Annotated in this window: 14 protein-coding genes; 8 read left to right on the top strand and 6 right to left on the bottom strand. The window is 64.1% G+C overall.

Annotated features, from left to right (window positions below; all coding sequences use genetic code 11):
• The first annotated feature begins 47 nt into the window (after window positions 1-47).
• The 3 genes from ACIBI6_RS08105 to ACIBI6_RS08095 all read left to right on the top strand — a co-directional run bounded on the left by ACIBI6_RS08105 (window position 48) and on the right by ACIBI6_RS08095 (window position 2,769).
• Complete coding sequence (locus ACIBI6_RS08105; RefSeq protein WP_364350550.1) at window positions 48-1,505, top strand: MFS transporter; 1,458 nt, start codon at window positions 48-50, stop codon at window positions 1,503-1,505.
• A 181-nt stretch (window positions 1,506-1,686) separates the two neighbouring features.
• Window positions 1,687-2,475, top strand: a complete 789-nt coding sequence (locus tag ACIBI6_RS08100) for a hypothetical protein (protein WP_364350553.1) — start codon at window positions 1,687-1,689, stop codon at window positions 2,473-2,475.
• Window positions 2,476-2,637: 162 nt separating this feature from the next.
• The gene (locus ACIBI6_RS08095; RefSeq protein ID WP_396955628.1) at window positions 2,638-2,769 is read left to right on the top strand and encodes a hypothetical protein; all 132 of its coding nucleotides are present in this window, start codon (window positions 2,638-2,640) and stop codon (window positions 2,767-2,769) included.
• A gap of 5 nt (window positions 2,770-2,774) precedes the next feature.
• Here the strand turns inward: ACIBI6_RS08095 and ACIBI6_RS08090 are convergent, their stop codons facing one another.
• Both ACIBI6_RS08090 and ACIBI6_RS08085 read right to left on the bottom strand, forming a co-directional pair.
• Window positions 2,775-3,905, bottom strand: a complete 1,131-nt coding sequence (locus ACIBI6_RS08090) for a serine hydrolase domain-containing protein (RefSeq protein WP_364350559.1) — start codon at window positions 3,903-3,905, stop codon at window positions 2,775-2,777.
• A 127-nt stretch (window positions 3,906-4,032) separates the two neighbouring features.
• Window positions 4,033-4,686: an SDR family NAD(P)-dependent oxidoreductase gene (locus ACIBI6_RS08085; RefSeq protein ID WP_396955627.1), complete on the bottom strand. Its 654-nt coding sequence runs from the start codon at window positions 4,684-4,686 to the stop codon at window positions 4,033-4,035.
• Window positions 4,687-4,891: 205 nt separating this feature from the next.
• On the opposite strand from ACIBI6_RS08085, the gene ACIBI6_RS08080 reads away from it, so the two are divergent.
• From ACIBI6_RS08080 to ACIBI6_RS08070, 3 genes are all read left to right on the top strand, one after another.
• On the top strand, window positions 4,892-6,436 hold the full coding sequence (locus ACIBI6_RS08080) for an LCP family protein (protein WP_396955626.1): 1,545 nt from the start codon (window positions 4,892-4,894) through the stop codon (window positions 6,434-6,436).
• Between the two features lie 125 nt (window positions 6,437-6,561).
• The gene (locus ACIBI6_RS08075; protein ID WP_364350568.1) at window positions 6,562-7,776 is read left to right on the top strand and encodes an Ig-like domain-containing protein; all 1,215 of its coding nucleotides are present in this window, start codon (window positions 6,562-6,564) and stop codon (window positions 7,774-7,776) included.
• Window positions 7,777-7,914: 138 nt separating this feature from the next.
• Window positions 7,915-8,550 (top strand): TetR/AcrR family transcriptional regulator, encoded by a 636-nt coding sequence (locus ACIBI6_RS08070; RefSeq protein WP_396955625.1) that lies wholly within the window; start codon window positions 7,915-7,917, stop codon window positions 8,548-8,550.
• Window positions 8,551-8,596: 46 nt separating this feature from the next.
• Here ACIBI6_RS08070 and ACIBI6_RS08065 read toward each other — a convergent pair whose 3' ends face one another.
• From ACIBI6_RS08065 to ACIBI6_RS08050, 4 genes are all read right to left on the bottom strand, one after another.
• Window positions 8,597-10,627, bottom strand: a complete 2,031-nt coding sequence (locus ACIBI6_RS08065; protein WP_396955624.1) for a CocE/NonD family hydrolase — start codon at window positions 10,625-10,627, stop codon at window positions 8,597-8,599.
• 240 nt (window positions 10,628-10,867) lie between these two features.
• Window positions 10,868-12,325, bottom strand: a complete 1,458-nt coding sequence (locus ACIBI6_RS08060; protein ID WP_396955623.1) for a flavin-containing monooxygenase — start codon at window positions 12,323-12,325, stop codon at window positions 10,868-10,870.
• Window positions 12,325-13,725, bottom strand: a complete 1,401-nt coding sequence (locus tag ACIBI6_RS08055) for a wax ester/triacylglycerol synthase family O-acyltransferase (protein WP_396955622.1) — start codon at window positions 13,723-13,725, stop codon at window positions 12,325-12,327. The genes ACIBI6_RS08060 and ACIBI6_RS08055 overlap by 1 nt, the downstream gene beginning before the upstream one ends.
• A gap of 34 nt (window positions 13,726-13,759) precedes the next feature.
• Window positions 13,760-15,085: a cytochrome P450 gene (locus ACIBI6_RS08050; RefSeq protein WP_396955976.1), complete on the bottom strand. Its 1,326-nt coding sequence runs from the start codon at window positions 15,083-15,085 to the stop codon at window positions 13,760-13,762.
• Between the two features lie 620 nt (window positions 15,086-15,705).
• On the opposite strand from ACIBI6_RS08050, the gene ACIBI6_RS08045 reads away from it, so the two are divergent.
• Together ACIBI6_RS08045 and ACIBI6_RS08040 are read left to right on the top strand one after the other, a co-directional pair.
• Window positions 15,706-16,611, top strand: coding sequence for an SGNH/GDSL hydrolase family protein (locus tag ACIBI6_RS08045; protein WP_396955621.1), 906 nt, complete (start codon window positions 15,706-15,708; stop codon window positions 16,609-16,611).
• 238 nt (window positions 16,612-16,849) lie between these two features.
• Window positions 16,850-17,440 carry a TetR/AcrR family transcriptional regulator gene (locus tag ACIBI6_RS08040; protein ID WP_364350586.1) on the top strand — a complete coding sequence of 197 codons (591 nt, stop codon included), beginning with the start codon at window positions 16,850-16,852 and terminating at the stop codon, window positions 17,438-17,440.
• Window positions 17,441-17,501 lie beyond the last annotated feature (61 nt).

Below are 17,501 nucleotides of genomic sequence, written 5' to 3'. Positions count from 1 at the left end.
AGCATAATTCTCTCGCACATTGTGCGATTCTATCGTACGGTGTTCGAGTGGAATCGAACGTTGTACGAGATCCTCGCCGCTGGTGGATTCTGGGGGTCCTCTGTCTGTCGCTGCTGGTGCTGATGATCGACGGCACTGTGCTCAATATCGCTATTCCGTCCCTGATCCGGGAACTCGACGCGACGCCGTCGGATATCCAGTGGATCCTCGACGCCTACGTCCTCGTCTTCGCTGGACTGTTGCTCACCGCGGGCAGCCTCTCCGACCGGTTCGGGCGGCGGCGCATGCTGGTGCTCGGGCTGGCGCTGTTCGGCGCTGCGTCCCTTGCCGCCGTCTTGGCCACCGAGCCGTGGCAAGTGGTCGGGGCCCGCGCACTGATGGGCGTCGGCGGTTCACTGCTGATGCCATCGACCCTGTCCATTCTCATGACCACCTTCGCCGAGGACGAGCGCCGTAAGGCGATGGCGGCATGGTCCACTGTCTCGATGGTCGGCATCGTCCTCGGGCCGACGCTGGGCGGCTTTCTGCTGCAGCACTATTGGTGGGGCTCGGTGTTCCTGCTCAATATCCCGGTCGCGGCGCTCGCGATTGTCGCCGCGCTGGTCCTGATGCCGGAATCCACCGGTGAGCAGCGACCGGTCGACCTGATCGGCGTGCTGCTTTCCATCGTCGCGCTCACTTCGACGGTGTACGTGATCATCGAGCGCGAGTGGAATATTCCGATGATCGGCCTCGCCGTGGTCACGGGACTGGCATTCGTGGTCTGGGAGAGCCGGTCCGCGCATCCGATGCTGCCGCTGGCGGTATTCCGCAATCGCGATTTCACCGGCACCTGCTGCACACTGCTGCTGATGGTGTTCGGTATGGGCGCGATCATGCTGATGCTCACCCAGTATCTGCAGTTCGTGCTCGGCTACGGACCGATGAAGGCGGGTCTTGCCCTGCTGCCGTATGCGGTGGCCGCAGCGGTGTGCAACGGTCTCGGCGCGACGCTGGGCAAGAAGTTGAGCAATAAGACACTCATCGTCGCCGGTCTACTGGTCATGGGCGGGGCGTTCGCGATTCTGGCCGTCGGTTCCGGATATTTCGCGGTATTGGCCAGCATGCTGGTCATGGGGATCGGCGGCGGTCTGGCGGGTCCGGCCGCGTATGCCGCGATCATGAGCGCCATTCCGCTGGCACATGCGGGCGTCGGCTCGGCCATGAACGATACGTTGCAGCAGGTCGGCATGGCGATCAGCATCGCGATCCTCGGCAGCGTACTGGCCGGTGTGTTCACCGCGCATATGCCCGACGACACGCCCGAGGCCGCCCGTGAATCCATCGGCGCCGCTTTCCAACTCGGATATGCCGAACCGGCCAAGGAAGCGTTCACCGATGCGATGTCGACCGGCGCCTGGATCAGTGCGGGCTTCAGCATCGCCGCCGCCCTACTGGGACTGGCGCTGCTGCGGACACGTCCCGCGCCCCAGATCGACACGCCGGAGGAAGTAACCGTGTCATAGCTGACATCGATTTTTCGTTCCGAATCAGCTGGTTTCGCACCGCAGGCTCGGCTAGGCTCCCCTCGACCTCGCTGCCCGCACATCTGAGTACATTTGCGCGGGAAGCATCTCGAGCAGGAGAGTCGAGCCTGCGCGGGCGTTTGCGAAGAGCGAATAATCTGATGACTGAACGGAATTCCGAATGAAGCTTTGCGATAGCACTGCGGCGGCGATCCTTGTCATCGGTGCCGTGACCTTGGGCGCCGGAGTCTCGCATGCCGAGCCGGTCGCCGCACCCCCGCGGCAGGACATCACTTACTCGGTCAAGCTAGCCGACAAGACCGTCGTCGCCAGCGTGCGCGGCGGCACCTTCACCCTGTCCAAGGCGACGGAAAGCGAGCTCGCGGCGGGCGGCGAGGGGCGGCTGGTCGACAAAGACGGCACGCTGGTCGATAAAGACGGCAAGGCCGCCGATCTCGCCGATGTGGTCGATGTCGTGGATCTGGCCGATACCGACGGCCACGTCGTCATGACGCTGCCGCTGCGATTCCGGATTGCCGATACCGAGATCCCGGTCAAGCCCGTGGTCGAAAAAGACGGCACGGTACTGGAACTGGCGCCGGAGAAGCCCGCCGGACTCGACATCTCGCAGCCGCTGGCCGTCAAGCCGGTGGCATCGATGCCCGAAAACCAGCGCGCCCGTGATGAATTCGCCACGCAATTCGGCCTGGCCTCAGCGGTCGGCGGCTTCGTCGGGACCGCCATCGGCGCGGTCATCGGATGTGTCGCAACCATTGCCGCCGGCTGCATCGTTGGCCTTACCACCGGTGCGGCCCTCGGCGGGATCGTCGGCACGATAGCCATAGGTGGACCGGTACTGATCGCGTCCGGCGTGGATTACGTCAATACGATGTTGGCTCCGGACGGCGCCACGCGTTTCGCGGACAAGACGACCCAACCCGCGCCGACCACTACGGCCGCGCCGAAATAGGTCATCGGGTATACGCGGGTCGCTGGCCAACCGAAAGGCCAGCGACCGCCCTGCCGCGCGCAGCGGTTCGCCCGAGTACAGGGTGCGGCTCAGAATGAACGCACCCTCGAGTGCGCTCAACAGCGCGAAGGCGAATCGGCGCGCCTCAGGGGCGTCGAGTCCGTGACGGACGAATTACTGCCGAACGGCAAACTGGTCGAGGTCGACGACGCCTGCGTCCCGTCCGTGCTCGACCGCCCGGAAGCCGTCGCCACGGCAATGTCGGCCTTCCTGACCGCCGTACCGCACACCTGACTCCCTCACCCACAGAAGGCGGCGTCTACCAGGCCGTCCAGGGCGGGCTTGTAGCCGAGGCCGAACAAGGGCGGGACTTGGTTGAGGCTGACGGTTATCGAGCGGCCGGGGGTGTAGCCACCGAAGACGAAGAACCCGTCCATGGCGCCGCCGTGGCTCCAGATATCGACGCCGCAACCGTTGGTGCGATGGAACAGACCGAGACCGACATCGTCGGGCAAGGCTGGATCGCCGCCGTGGATGGTGTGCTGCATTTCGGCAAGTTCGGTTGGGCGAAGCAGCTTTCCGGTGAGCAGGGCGGTGAAGAAGCGGTTCAGGTCGGCATCGGTGGAGACGAGCGCGCCATCGGCCAGGCCCCAGCCCGGGTCGATATCGGTGATGTCGACCTGCACGCCGTTGAAGATCTGATACGCGCGCGGGTGTGGACCGCGAATCACATTCTCCTGCGGGAATGCGGGCCAATAGGTGTCGCGCAGTTGCAGGCGGTCGAGAACCCGGGAGGTCACCTCGGCACCTACCGGCCGTCCCGTGATCTGCTCGATCAGTTTTCCGGCCAACAGGTAATTGGTGTTGGAGTAGCTGAAAGCCGAACCGGGCGCGAACATAGCGGGCATATCCAAACCGAGTCGGATCAGCTGATCCGCGGTTTGGTACCGCTGCAATGCCTCGACCGACCCCCAGTCCAATCGAACGAGATAGTCCGGAATACCGCTGGTGTGCTGCAACAGATTTCGGACGGTGATCAGATTCCCGTCACCGCCGGGGCCGCGCACCACACCGGGCAGATAATGCTCGATCGGAGCGTCGAGCTGGATTCGCCCCTCCCCCACCAATTGCAGCACCACGGTCGCCACGAAAGTCTTGGTATTGCTGGCGATTCGGACCTGTGCGTCATCGGGAAATGCCTCGTGCGTCACGAGATCGCCGACACCGCTATCGAACTGGGTCGCGTCGCCGTCTGCGGTGACGACCAGCTGCGCACCTGGAACGAAAGCCGAATGGACCAGGCCATCCAGCCCGGCTTGCAGCACGTTGAGGCGCACCGGTGCCGGTTGAGCCGAGGACGCCGCGAGATGCGGCAGCACCGAGATCATCAGTGCGGCGAGCAAAGCCGTCGTTACCTTGAACCGCCGCATTCATCCTCCGTCGCCAGGGTCCGCGCGGCCTTTGCTTCGGCGCGGACGGTGATACCCGCGCGGGGTCCCATCCGGTTCGCAGAAGAGACCGGCGCGGGCGCGTCGTTGGTCGGAATGTCTCGTCGGATCAGCCGTCATAGGACACATGCGGCGTCCAGTCGTCGAGGGGGCGGACGGCGGCGGTGTGCAATGCCGCGGCAACCCGCTCCCGAGTAAATGCCCCCGCACCGAGTACACCGTTGATCTGCACCGCGACGGCCCGGAAACCATCGGGTGCCATGGTGGTGTCCAGACTGGTGACGAGATTGCGCACCGCCGCCTTCTGCACGCCGAGGGAGGCGGCCTGATTCCACGGCTTATCCGCCGCCGCGCTGCCCGTTACCAGCACACGCGCACCATCGGCGAAGAACGGCCGCGCGGCCTGCACCGCGGGCAGCAACGCCGCGGCGCCGATCGTGAAGTCCTCGATCAACTCCGCGACGGTCAACCGCAGCGGATCCGCCTGCCGGAAGATGCTCGGGTTGAAGTGCAGCACGTCGATCTGCCCGTGCCGCTGGCCCACCTCGGTCACAATACGAGTGACATCCTCGGGATCGGCCAGATCCACACCGACACCTTCGGCATCGAAACCCTCGCCCAGCAATTCCTTCGCCAACGGCTCGGCCTCCGCGACGGTCCGACAGGCCAACACCACCACATATCCATCGCGCGCGAAAAGACGGCCGACGGACAATCCGACGCCGGGACCGGCACCGAGGACGAGCAACACTGGAGCAGCCATGTATACGAGACTAGATCGTGAATCCGTGCAGATCACACTGTCCGATTCTTGCCCGCCCCGAGCGGCGTCGGTAAGACTGGAAAGGTTGAGCAGACCCTAGCGAGTGCAACTAGTCGGTAGCGGGCATAACCCGGGCGTGCGCTGTGTCGAATACCCGAAACGAAAGCTGAGGCGGCGAGAATGATCCGGGACCCAGGTCGCCGCCATGGATGACGACACCGTCGAGATTCCCAAAATCACCGAAACTCGACGCCCCAGACACCGACGAGCCGAACCGAAACCCCATCGCGGCCGCAATGCGGCAAAGATCGCGATGCGCGTTCTGACCTCGATCGCCGCGCTCGCCGTCCTGTCCGGCACTGGGTTCGCCTGGTCGGCCAAGACCGAATTCGATAACGGTTTCACCCACACCGATGCGATCGGCAAGGATGCGCCACACTCACTCGGCGGCGATCTGAATATCCTGCTGATCGGCCTGGATACCCGCAAGGACCTCGACGGCAACGACTTGCCGAAGGCAATCCTGGACCAGTTGCACGCCGGCGACGGCGACAATGGCGGCTACAACGCGAATTCGCTCATCCTGCTGCACATTCCCGCGGATATGCACAAAATCGTCGCCTTCTCCATTCCGCGCGACGACTATGTCGCGGTATCCGGCATTCCGGGCTACGACCACGCCAAGATCAAGGAGGCCTACGGGCTGAAAAAGGCCGCCACCGAGACCAAGCTGGAAAACGCGGGCATGAAGGACAAGGTGGCTCTGGAACGCGCGGGCCGCGAGGCGGGGCGGGCCTCCATCGTGCAAACGGTACGCAATCTGGTCGGCGTCCCCATCGACCGCTTCGCCGAAATCTCGCTCGTCGGCTTCTACGACCTCGCCGATAAGCTCGGCGGCGTCGATGTCTGCCTCAACCACGCGGTCGACGACAGTTACTACTCCGGCGCGGTCTTCCCCGCGGGCCCGCAGCACCTGGATGCCGCCAATGCGCTGTCTTTCGTGCGCCAACGCCACGGATTGGAGAACGGCGACCTCGACCGCACCCACCGCCAGCAGGCCTTCCTGACCTCGGTCGCCAAATCGCTGAAGGACACCGGCACGCTGACCAACTTCAGCAAGCTCTCCGGACTCATGGACGTGGCGCACCGCGATATCGTGCTGTCCGACGGCTGGAACCTGCTCGACTTCGCCCGTGACCTCGGCTCGGCGGGCTCGATCTCGGTCGAATTCCGGACACTGCCGGTGCTGCGCTACGACAATATCGACGGTCAGGACGTCAATATCGTCGATCCGGCGGCCATCAAGAAGGAAGTGCGCGCCGCCTTCGGCATCGAAACCACACCTGCCACCTCGACGCGCACCCCGACCAGCATCGTCGATGTCCACAATGCGAGCGGATACAGCGGCCGAGCCGCCCAGCTGTCCACCGCGCTCACCAAGCGCGGCTATCCGGCGGGCACCGTGGCCACTGGCACCCGCGCCGACGGTACGACCTCGACCCTCACCTACGGCATCGGCGCCGAGACCGATGCCGCGCAGCTGGGCGACCTCATCGGCCTTACCCCGACCGCATCGCCGAATGCCGAACCCGGCCACATCACCGTGGTCGTCGGCACCGATTTCACCATGCCCGCCGAACTCGTGCCGACCACCAGCGCGGCGCGGACCACCACCTCCGCCGAGCCCGTGCCCGATGCGGGCAAGCCGGTCGCGACCACGATCGGCAGCAGTGTGCCATGCGTTAACTGACGCCGGAGTCCGCGCAGGTCACACCCGCAGCGGCGAAATGGACCCGAAACGGCCGGTAAACTACGGCACGGGCCAGTATGTCGTAGGTACGCCGCAGGGAACGTACGGCGAAACACAGGAGAGTCATGTCGAGTCGCCGCTTCCGGTGGAAAGTCGCTGCGGGTTTTGCATTGGTGACGACGTTGCTCGTCGCCGGGTGTTCGTCGAAGTCGGAAACGCCGACCACCCAGGCCGGACCGCCGCCGCCCCCGATCGTCATCACTCCGGGCGGTGGCAACAATGTCGATCCGCTCGCACCGGTCGTGGTTACCGCGAATGACGGCATGCTCACCTCGGTGAAGCTCACCAATGAGGCGGGCCGTTCGATCGAGGGCATCTACACGCCGGATAAGACGGCGTGGAAGCCTGTCGATCCGCTCGGCTACGGGCACACCTACACGATCAGCGCCGAAAGCCTCACCATCACCGGCCGCGTCGGGCCGACCACCTCGACCTTCAGCACGCTGGCGCCGAACAACCAGACCAAGGTGTATATGACCACCACCGGCGGCACACCGCTGGCGGACGGTGGCACCTTCGGTGTCGGCACCGTTGTGGTCGCGCATTTCGATGAGGATGTCCCGGATAAGGCCGTCGCGGAGAAGCGGCTCTCGGTGACGACCAACCCGCCGGTCGAGGGTTCCTGGTACTGGCTCGACAGGCGCAACGCGCACTGGCGGCCGCAGCAATACTTCGCACCGGGCACCAAGGTGACCGCCGCGGCCAACATCTACGGCGCGGACCTCGGCGGCGGCCTCTACGGCCAGGAGGACACCAAGACCACCTTCACCATCGGCCCATCGCATGTCTCCATCGCCGATGACAACACCAAACAGGTGCAGGTCTTCGAGAACGGCAATCTGATCCGCACCATGCCCACCTCGATGGGAAGGGGCGGCAGCGAGGTCATCGGGGGTAAGACGCTGACCTTCTGGACCCAGCCGGGCATCTACACCGTGATGGACAAGGGCAATCCGGTGATCATGGACTCCTCCACCTATGGCCTGCCGGTCAATTCCCGGCTCGGCTACAAGGAAGCCATCGGCTGGGCCACCCGCATCAGCACCGACGGCATCTATCTGCACCAGCTCGATTCCACAGTCTGGGCGCAGGGCAGCCAGAACCTCTCGCACGGCTGTCTGAACCTGAGCGCCACGAATGCCCAGTGGTTCTACAATTTTTCTATTCCGGGCGATGTGGTCGAGGTCCGCAATACCGGCGGCGCACCGCTCGAGGTTTGGCAGAACGGCGACTGGGGCATGCCGTGGGACGAGTGGCTCCAGGGCAGCGCCCTGCACTGACCTCTTTTGCGGGCCGCACCAGAATTTCCGGACGAAAGTATCCGGTGTGGCAGAATCGTCGGCATTATGACCGTCTTGACCAGCGCTTCTCCGGACCGATTACCCCGAGGGCCGCATCGCTTGACCCGGGACGAAGTCGTGACGTCACAGCGCGAGCGGCTATATCTCGCCGCTTTGGAGGCGGTCGCCGAACTCGGCTACGGCCCGACCACGATCACCGATATCGTCGGTCGGGCCCGGGTGGCCCGGCGGACGTTCTACGGGCTGTTCGAGAGCAAAGAGGAATGCTTCACCGCCGCTTTCGATTTCGCGGTCGATACGATCACCCACGAGCTCGACCGGGTGGTCACCGAATCCGGCGCTGCTACCTTCGATGAGTTGGTGCGCACCACGCTCGAGACCTACCTGGAGTTCCTCGCGGCCGAGCCCGCCGCCGCGCGGGCGCTGCATATCGAAACCCTCGCCGCCGGACCGGGACTCATCGCCCGCCGGGCCCGCACGCATCGGATGTTCGGCTACCGAATGATCGCGGCGGCCCGAATCGGCGTGCGCGCAGGCGAACTTCGCGCCGAACCCGACCCGGGACTGCTCGACGTCCTGCTCGGCGGTATCGACGATCGCGTCCGCGCCACGCTCATCGAATCCGGCCCGCACAACCTACCGGCGCTGGCCCCCACCCTCACCCGCGCCGCCCTACTCCTACTCGGTTCCGGCCCCACCCCGACCACCGCCGCACCGACGGTAGTCGAAAGGCGGCCCGAGCCCACTCCGTGAGCGACCATTCGACCATGGTTGACACCGTCATCGCGGCGAGACCGGGCTACCAGCCGGGGTCGGTGTCGACTGGAATGTTCAGCCAGCTCGGCTGATTCGGGTCCAGGTCGAGGTGCTGGGGGCGCAAGCCGCTCTCATTCAGCAAGGGGCGCAAGGGAAGACTGCTCGGGAAGTTTCCGGCGTAGATGTCGACGCGCAGCCGGTGCCCGGGCTGCAGCACACCGTCGGTGGCGAACAGGCCGATATCGATGACCGTCGGCTGGCCGGGCACGATCGGTTCACGGGTGTCCAGGGTCAGATAGGGATACGGGTCGGTGTAGTCGCCATTGGCCGAGCGGGTGGCCTTGCTCTGGTCGACGGCGCGCAGGGATGCGGTGCGTTGGCCGTGTGTCCATTGGGTCGAACGTCCGTCCGGCGCAACGTCGTTCAGGGTTACGTTCCAGTACCCGTCGGTGGCATCCAGGACGGTATCGAGGTGTATGGCGATCGGGCCGGAGATCTGCGTCGGCACGGCGACCGGCGCACTGGTGAAGGTCAGACCATTGGTCTCGGCGATCCGCGAATCCTTCGTGCAGATATCCGGGAGCGGCAGGATGCCCGCCGTCCCCTGTGCACCGTCGCGTGAGCACAGCGTGGTGAGGCCGGGCGCGATCGTAACCCGGGCTGGTGCGCCCGGCTGCCCGGTGAGGCTGCCGTCGTAGGCGCTGCCCGGCGCGGTGCCGGAGGCCGCCGCGTTCAAATACATACGGCGGTAATCCATATCGGGCCGCGGGAAGGCCGTGGTGTGGGTCCAGCCGCCGCCCTGCTGCCACAGGGTGACCTGGTCGTAGTCATCGATACCGTTATCGATGCCCTTGAGCCACTTGTCGAACCACGCGCGCTGCAATACGTCCAGGGCCGCCGGTCCGTCGGAGTCACCCATGCCCGAGCCGGTCGTGATGTGGTAATTGTTGTCCATCACCAGCTTCTTCTGGCTATCGGACACATTGATGGCGTTGTAGACCCGCGGCGATGAGTAGGCGAAGATGTCCTGCCAGCCGCCGTAGACGAAGGTCGGCACATCGATGCGATCGGGATGTCCGATCCAGGCGGTGCGCAATGGACTTTCATCGTCGAGTACCGAATGCATCTCGGGCGGAATCTGATCCATGCTCTGAGTGCCCAGCGCCATGATGATCATATTGAAGAAGGTGAACGGGTCACGGACGCGGTCCGCCAGCCAGGTCCAGTCGAACTTGCCCGCCAGCATGGACACCACATCGGGAATCAGCTTCGTGCCGTCCACGGCGAGCAGCCACTCCGGGATGAAACCGATGCCGAGTGCGCCACCGGGTGCGGCCACGTCGCGGATCAGATCGCTGCCCGGCACGATCGGGAAGATCGCCTGCAGCGCAGCGGGTCTGCGCTCCGCGGTCTGCAACTGGTTGATAGCGGAATAGGAGATGCCGCTCATCCCGATCTTGCCATTGGACCAGGGCTGCGTCGCCGCCCAGTCGACCACCTCGACGCCGTCCTGCTGCTCGCGATCGCCGAACACCTGCCATATGCCTTCGGAGAAGCCGGTGCCGCGCACGTCGACGACCACCTGGGTGTAGCCGCTCTGCACCAGTTTGCGATCCACGGCGAAGGTGCGCGCGGTGCCGCCCGCCAATGCCTGTGCCAGATCACTGATTCCGCTCAGGCCGTAAGCCGAGAGATCGAAGCTGTGTAGTGCCTGCATCAGCGGCTCCGCCAGGCCCGGGATGGCCAGCACGGAGTCGGCGATATTCGCCATCAGCTTGGTGTAGGGCGTGAGGTTCACGATGGTCGGCGTCGGCTCGACGATCGGGCGGCCGGAGGCGTCGGCCGGATGGTAGACATTCGCCTTCAGCACCGTACCGTCACTCATGGTGATCGGAATGTCCCAGTCGATGTAGACGTTCGGATACTGTTGCGACCCTTCATAGTTCGCGGTGAATTGCGCATCGAGGCCCAGGGTGGCCTGGGTCGGCGCGGCCGCGACCACGGCTGCGGCAAACACGATGAAGGTGGCTATCGCAGCAGCCACTGCCTTAATCGGACGTCGACGTCGGATCATGTTTGCCAAACCCTCCCGGCAATGAGGAACTACCCCGTTCCCATCATCGAGTGGGTACAGTAACGTGCATCACCATTGGTACGCAACCGTGACTCATTACATCGCTCTGTGCAGCACGCCTTGCACTGTGGACCGCAATTAAGTTGCCGGGCATTCTCCCCAATCGGGGGTGCGGCAAGCGGACCGGCGTCCCCTTGCCACAGCCCCTACGTTGGGGATTCTTCGCAGGACTCGCCCCGCTTACCGTCCAGTATCCCAATCCCCCGGCCGGATGCGACGCCGGTCGCGTCGGACGCTGAACGTTCCGCCCGGCCAGGTCAGGGTGTTGGTACCGTCCTCGTCGATGAAGTAGCTGGTGCAACCGCCGGTCGACCACACCCGGGTGCCGAGCAGTTTCCGTGCGCGCGTGACCCATTCGCGCTCGGCTCGCTCGGACGGGCTGTAGCGGCGAATTCCCTTGGCCCGCATATACTCGATCGTCCTGGCGATCAGCTTCGTCGTCGGTTCGATGGCGAGGAACTGCGAGGTATGCGGCAGCGCCGTATTCGGTCCGGTGACCGCGAACAGATTCGGCAGGCCCGCGAATGCGATGCCGCGGTAGGCCCGAAAACCATCGTGCTGGAACTTCTTTCGCGTCGAAGTTGTCGCGGTACGGAAGTCCGGGAAGTGCGCGATGGAATCCTGGACGTGGAATCCGGTGGCCCACACGATCGCATCGACTTCATGCAAGTCACCGTCGGCGGTGCGGATGCCGGTCGCGGTGATTTCGGTGATCTTCTCGGTGCTCAGCCGCACATTCGGGCGGGCGAATGAGCTGTAGTACTCGTCGGAGACCATCGGTCGCTTGCACCCGAAGGCATAATCGGGCGTGAGTTTGCGCCGCAGCTCGGGATCGGGCACCTGTTCGGCCAGCACCTTGCGGACGACCCACTCGTATACCGAAACCAGCCGCGGATGGAATTCGGCGAAATGCATGGCCTCCAGGAACAGGAAGACGAATCCACGTGCCGCCAGGCGAATCGGTGGCACTGTGCGCAGTATCTTGCGCACCGTCGGCGGAATCGGCCGGTCCAGACGCGGAATCACCCAGGCCGGAGTGCGCTGGAACGAGATGAGCTCAGCCGCCGACTTCGCCAGCGCGGGCACGATCTGTACCGCGCTCGCCCCGGCCCCGACCACCGCGATCCGCTTGCCCGGCGGTTCGAATGACGGATCCCACTTGCTCGAATGCATCTGCGGCCCAGCAAAATCGGAGCGACCGGAGATATCCGGAATCGCTTCGGCGTGCAGCGAGAAGTACCCCATGACGACGGTACGCGCCCGGACCAGTCTGCCATCGCTCAGCCGCAGCACCCACTGTTCGGCCTCGTCGTCGAAATCGGCCTCGGTCACGTCGCTGTTCAGCTGCACATGCCGTCGCAGATCGAAGGTATCGACGACCTGCTCTGTGTAGGTGCGCAATTCTGGCTGGGTCGCGTACACGCGGGTCCAATCCGCGTTCGGCGCAAAGGAATACGAGTACAGCACCGATGGCACGTCAACCGCGCAGCCGGGATAGACGTTATCGCGCCAGGTGCCGCCGATGGCGTCGGCACGTTCCAAGATGACGAAGTTGTCATTGCCGAGGCGGCGCAGGTTCACCGCGACACCCAGCCCGCTGAAGCCCGAGCCGATAATCGCTACATCGAAATCCGACATTATCCAGCGGCTAACTGTGTACGGTCCGGCAGGAGCAGGTCGGTGAGTTCATCGAGCGCGGCGTCCATGGCCGCGGTGAGGTACGACATCGGCGGCAGCTTGTCCTGCACACCGAGGACGCCGAAATGCAGCCCACCCGAATAGCCGATGCAGGTGAAGTTCAGCGGATTGCCGTGCATCAGCAGTGAAATCGGATAGATCGTCTCGAGTCGAGCGCCGTTCCAGTACAGCGGGTTTCGTGGTCCCGGCACATTGGAGATGCCCATGGGGTGCGAGGACGCGGTGTTGGTCAAGCCGAAGCTGAGCCCGAGGATCCACGGCAGGGTGACCGCGAGTCCGTAGCCGATGACCTCGTTCGGAGCCATCTCGCCCATATGTTGCTTCGCGGCGCGGATGTAGTACTTGACCGCACTCAGCCGATCACGCGGATCGGCGATATCGGTGGCCAGCGCGGTGAACATCATGCCGGCGCGGGTGCCGGCGCGAGCGTCGTCCTCCTCGCGTAGATCGGTAGGCACGCCCGCGGTCAACGACTCTTCGGGCAACGTAGCGTGATCGGTCAGGTAGCCGCGCAGTGCCGTACTCACGAGGTACAGCACGATGTCGTTGATCGTGCAGTCACCCGCCTTCGCCAATCGCTTGAACAGCGCGAGGTCGTAGCGACGCCTGGACAGATCGCGCGCACCGGTGATGGTGCCGTCGAGAACGGTTTCCGGCTGCTGATATGCCTTCTGCGCCATCGTCTTATCGCCGCGTGCACGTCGGAATGCATCGCGGGCGGCGGATCCGACACCGCGCAACAAAGCCAGTACGCCGGTCAACGCGGCGAGCAGGGCACGGAACGGATTCGCCTTATCGGCTTCCGCCGATTCGGCGGCCGGGCGCACCGTGAACAGGTCCGGCACATCGCGGGCGTCGGCATCCTCGGTGAACGTATCGGTGAACAACCGCATGGCCGATGCGCCGTCGAGCAGGCTGTGGTGCACCTTGAGCAACAGCGCGAAACGGTCCTGCGCCAGTCCTTCGATGACGTGCAATTCCCATGGCGGACGGCTCATATCGAGCTGCTTCTGATGGATCGACGACACGAGCTCGGTCAACTGGTCCTGGCTGCCCGGCTCCGGCAGCGTCCACTCCCGGATGTGCTCGCTCAGGTCGATATCGTCGACCTCACGCACCATGGCCGCGACACCTGGCGGCGGGAACTTCAGCGGACGGAAGTTCCACGGTTGCGGCAGGCTCGCCGGTGCGTCCAGTCCGGCCCGCCACTGTCGCAGGAACTGGGCCGCCCCGCCCTCGGGCGCGGTGAATTCCAGTAGGAAGGCGATATGCATTGGCATATCGGGTGATTCGAGCGACAGCCAGACACCGTCGGTCGCGGTCAGTCGATGCAACGACATCTACATCCTTAGAGTGTGCTCGGCGAATGGGGAGTCAGGCGGGCCGTCGGATCAGTTCGAGATCGAGATCGATGGGGATGACGGCGAAGTGGAAGCGATCCCTCGGCGGCTGCGCACCTGCGGGCAGACGCACCTCGAAGTTGCGGCAGACCATGCCGGTCACATTCTTGATCTCCAACATCGCCAACCCGCGTCCCGGACAGAACCGCGGACCGGCCCCGAACGGAGTGGAGACCTCGGGCCGATGAGTGCCGTGGCCGCTGCGCAGCCAGCGATCCGGATCGAAGCGCAACGCGTCCTCGAAGTTCTTCTCTTGCAGGCTCGCATGCTGCACATTGACGATTACCCAGGTGCCCGCCGGGATGTGCACACCATCGATCGTGGTGTCGACGGCGGCCTCCAGTCCGACGATCGGTGTCGTCGGCCGTAGCCGCATCGATTCGGCGACAACGGCTTCCAGATACGGCTGTCGGTCCAGTGCCGAGGGAATCTCGGCGACTTCCTCCCGAATCCGTTCCCGCACAGCCGGATTGCCCGCAAGGTGGTAAAGCAGCCAGGCCATGGCATTGCTGGTGGTGTCCTGACCGGCGATGAGGATGGTGAGCGCCTCGGCGAACAGTTGGTCATCGGTGAAGGAGGTGCTGCCGTCCTGCGCCAAGAGGAAGGCTTCGATGAAATTGGTCGGCACCGCAGGCAGATTCGCGCGGGCGCGGCTGATGACGCCGGTGAGATCGGTGCGCAGTGCGGCCAGCGCGCGCTCCAGCGCCCGGTCGTCCGGAAGTTTGACATAGCGCCAGTACGGGAGCGGGCTATTGATCCGCCGGTTGATGAGCGGGAAGATCAGCTCCAGGTGCCGCTGGATGATGTCGCCGGACTGTTCGATGGTGTTGATGTCGTAGTCGAAGGTCAGCTTGGCGGTGACGTCCACCGTATAGCGGGTCAGGTCGGCGCGAATATCCTTGGGCGACTGCCGTTCCCAGCGCCGTTGCAACCGTCCGGTGATCGTCTCCAGGGTGGGGTGGAAGCTGCGCAGATGCGAGGCATTGAAGGCGGGCATGGCCAGCTTGCGACGCAGCCGCCATGCCTCCCCTTCCAGCGAAAACAGTCCGTTCGAACCCATTTCGTCCATGACCGATTCGATTGCCGACTGCCGCCGGAATCCACCGGGTCGGTCCCGGAAGATCTCCCTGTTCAGATCGGGATCGCTCACGACAACGATGCGCCGTCCCGGCATCTGCAACTGGTAGAGCGGGCCATACTCATCGCACCACTCGTCGAACTGACGGTGCAGCAACGAGGGGCGCATCTGTGGGAGATTCCCCAGCAACGGCCACCGGCTCGGCCCCGGGAGATCATCCACGGTCTTGGCAGGTGAGATCGAGACGGACAAAACCGGCGCCTAACGTCGAACGGATCTGATGGAGGCTTGGTCTAGAAAAAAGCGCGAGAATCTAGTCTCGGAGCACAAAGAAAGGTCTGCCGAGTTTCTGCGTGAATGCGACCAGAGTCGGAGAATAACGACAGCCTCCCCGCAGTCGAAATATTTGGCCAGACCATGTGGGCAGCCTGCTGCCAAGAATGCCGAGGCGGGCGATGACTCAGCATGAACAATGGCGACGTTAGCCAGTGCGGGCAGGCGGTGTCAACCCAGACGATTCGTCATCGTGGACTTTCCGCAGGTAGAGATTGAATAGTGAGGAACGCAACAGTGCCCCACCCGACGACATGGATCTGAAACGATGCCTAGTCGCTGACAGCGTCGCGAAATGCGCTATCCCCCAACATCGCCCGAGGCATCGGCGTGCAGCCGAGCGCAGCGACCAGAAAATGGCAGCGGGAAAACCAAAAATTATTCGGGATTGACGAATTGGCGCTAGACTCAGTCCGGATTGGTCGGATGTCCAGGTTCGATCCCGTCGGCGCGAGTTACTCCTGGGAGTTCAGATCCGAATTCGTCCGGTCATGGGTTCACGAGGAGACATGATGCAAGTTTTCGGCAGCTGGACCCACCCACTCGGAAAGGTGCGACCGGCGGTCACCGCAGCCGCGATCGCAGTCGCGGCGAGCGCCGCTATCACCGGGCAAGCGAGCGCCGAACCGACCGCGGACACGCACTATGTGGCTCTCGGTGATTCCTTCGCCGCGGGCGCGGGCGTATTTCCGCAAACCGAACTCGCCACATGTTCACGGTCTGCGGTCAACTATCCAACGCTGGTCGCGAAGGAACTCGGCGTCGCGACCTTCAAGGACGTCACCTGCGGCGGGGCCACCTTGGACGACCTCACGAGCCCGCAGCGCGGCGTCGTCTCCGGAACCGCCGCCCCCCAGTTCGATGCGCTGACACCCGACACAACCTTGGTCACAATGACCATGGGCGGCAACGATATCGGTCTGGCGAAGCAGGCTCTGCTGTGCGGCAATATCTTGCCCGAACCCTACGGCACGTCGTGCACGGACACCTTCACGGCGAACGGCGTCGACACTTTCGCGGAACGAACCAGCGAGTTGGCACCCGTCTACGGGAACGCGATCGATGAAATCCGCTCGCGCGCACCCGAAGCCACGGTCGTGATCGTCGGCTACCCGACCGCGTCGCGCGCTGGAGCCTGTCCCGCGCAGCAGCCCGCATGGCCGCGCGACGCCGACTACCTCCAGGATGTGCTGGTCAACCTCAATACGCTGTTGCGCAATGTCGCCGCCGCACACGACGCGATCTTCGTCGACACGGCCACCTCCAACATCGGACACGATATGTGCGCCGCACCGGAGCAGCAGTGGATCAACGGGCTGATCCCCTCGCTGTCGACTCCATCCATCGTCCCGCTGCATCCCAACACTTTCGGTGAGCAGAACATCGCACAGCAGGTTGTCGCCGCGCTGCGGTGAGATCGCGGCACTGGGCGCGGTACAGCGCCCAGTGTCCCGTCACTGGGACGCGGTGTCGTGAATCGCGAGCCGATCGGTCAGCCGAGCAGGGTTGATGCCCAGTTCCTCCCAGACCGCACCGCGTGAGGTCTATCAATGCTAGATCTAGCATTGATAGCTGGTAGACGCGCCGAAACCGCCGCTGTCAATGGCGATTCGCTAGTCTGCGAACAATGGACGCAGCAGAAGAGCGCACCGCATGAGACGGACCCCGGGCCGGGCCGGTCACGAGGATCGTCGTCGAGCGATCCTGGAGGCAGCCCTCGAGGTTTTCGCGGAACGCGGCTATCAAGGCGCGACCATTGCGATCGTCGCAGAGCGGGTCGGGCTCAGCCAGCAGGGTGTGCTGCACTACTTCCCCAATAAGCAGACGCTACTGGCGAATGTGCTCGCACTGCGGGATCAGAACGATCTCGATGTCCTGCTCGCCACCGCACAGGGTCGTTCGACAACCCTGGAAATCCTCGCCGAACTGGTGGAACGCAATGCCGAGCGACCCGGAATCGTGCAGTCGTTCACGGTGCTCGCGGCCGAAAGCGTCACCCAAGATCATCCGGCGCGCGAGTATTTCGTCGATCGATACGCAAAGGCCCGGGAAATGCTGACGGCCTTCCTGGAGCGTGATCTGGGCGGTGATCCGCCGCGCGGTGTCTCACATAGAGATGCCGCAGTGTTGCTGATCGCGGTGCTGGACGGGTTGCAACAGCAGTGGTTGCTATCGCCGGATGATGTGGATATGTCCGCGCTGCTGCGCAAGTTCCTGCAATTGATCCGCCCAGAATCGCAATGATAACGTATTGATTACTTTACCTACCGCCTGCTAGGTAAAGCCTTCATACTTCGAGGTTAGA

The sequence above is a fragment of the Nocardia sp. NPDC050412 genome (assembly GCF_044458825.1).
Classification (GTDB): domain Bacteria; phylum Actinomycetota; class Actinomycetes; order Mycobacteriales; family Mycobacteriaceae; genus Nocardia.
Note: the sequence above shows the minus strand (reverse complement) of the source record. Positions and strands in the feature narration are given on the sequence as shown.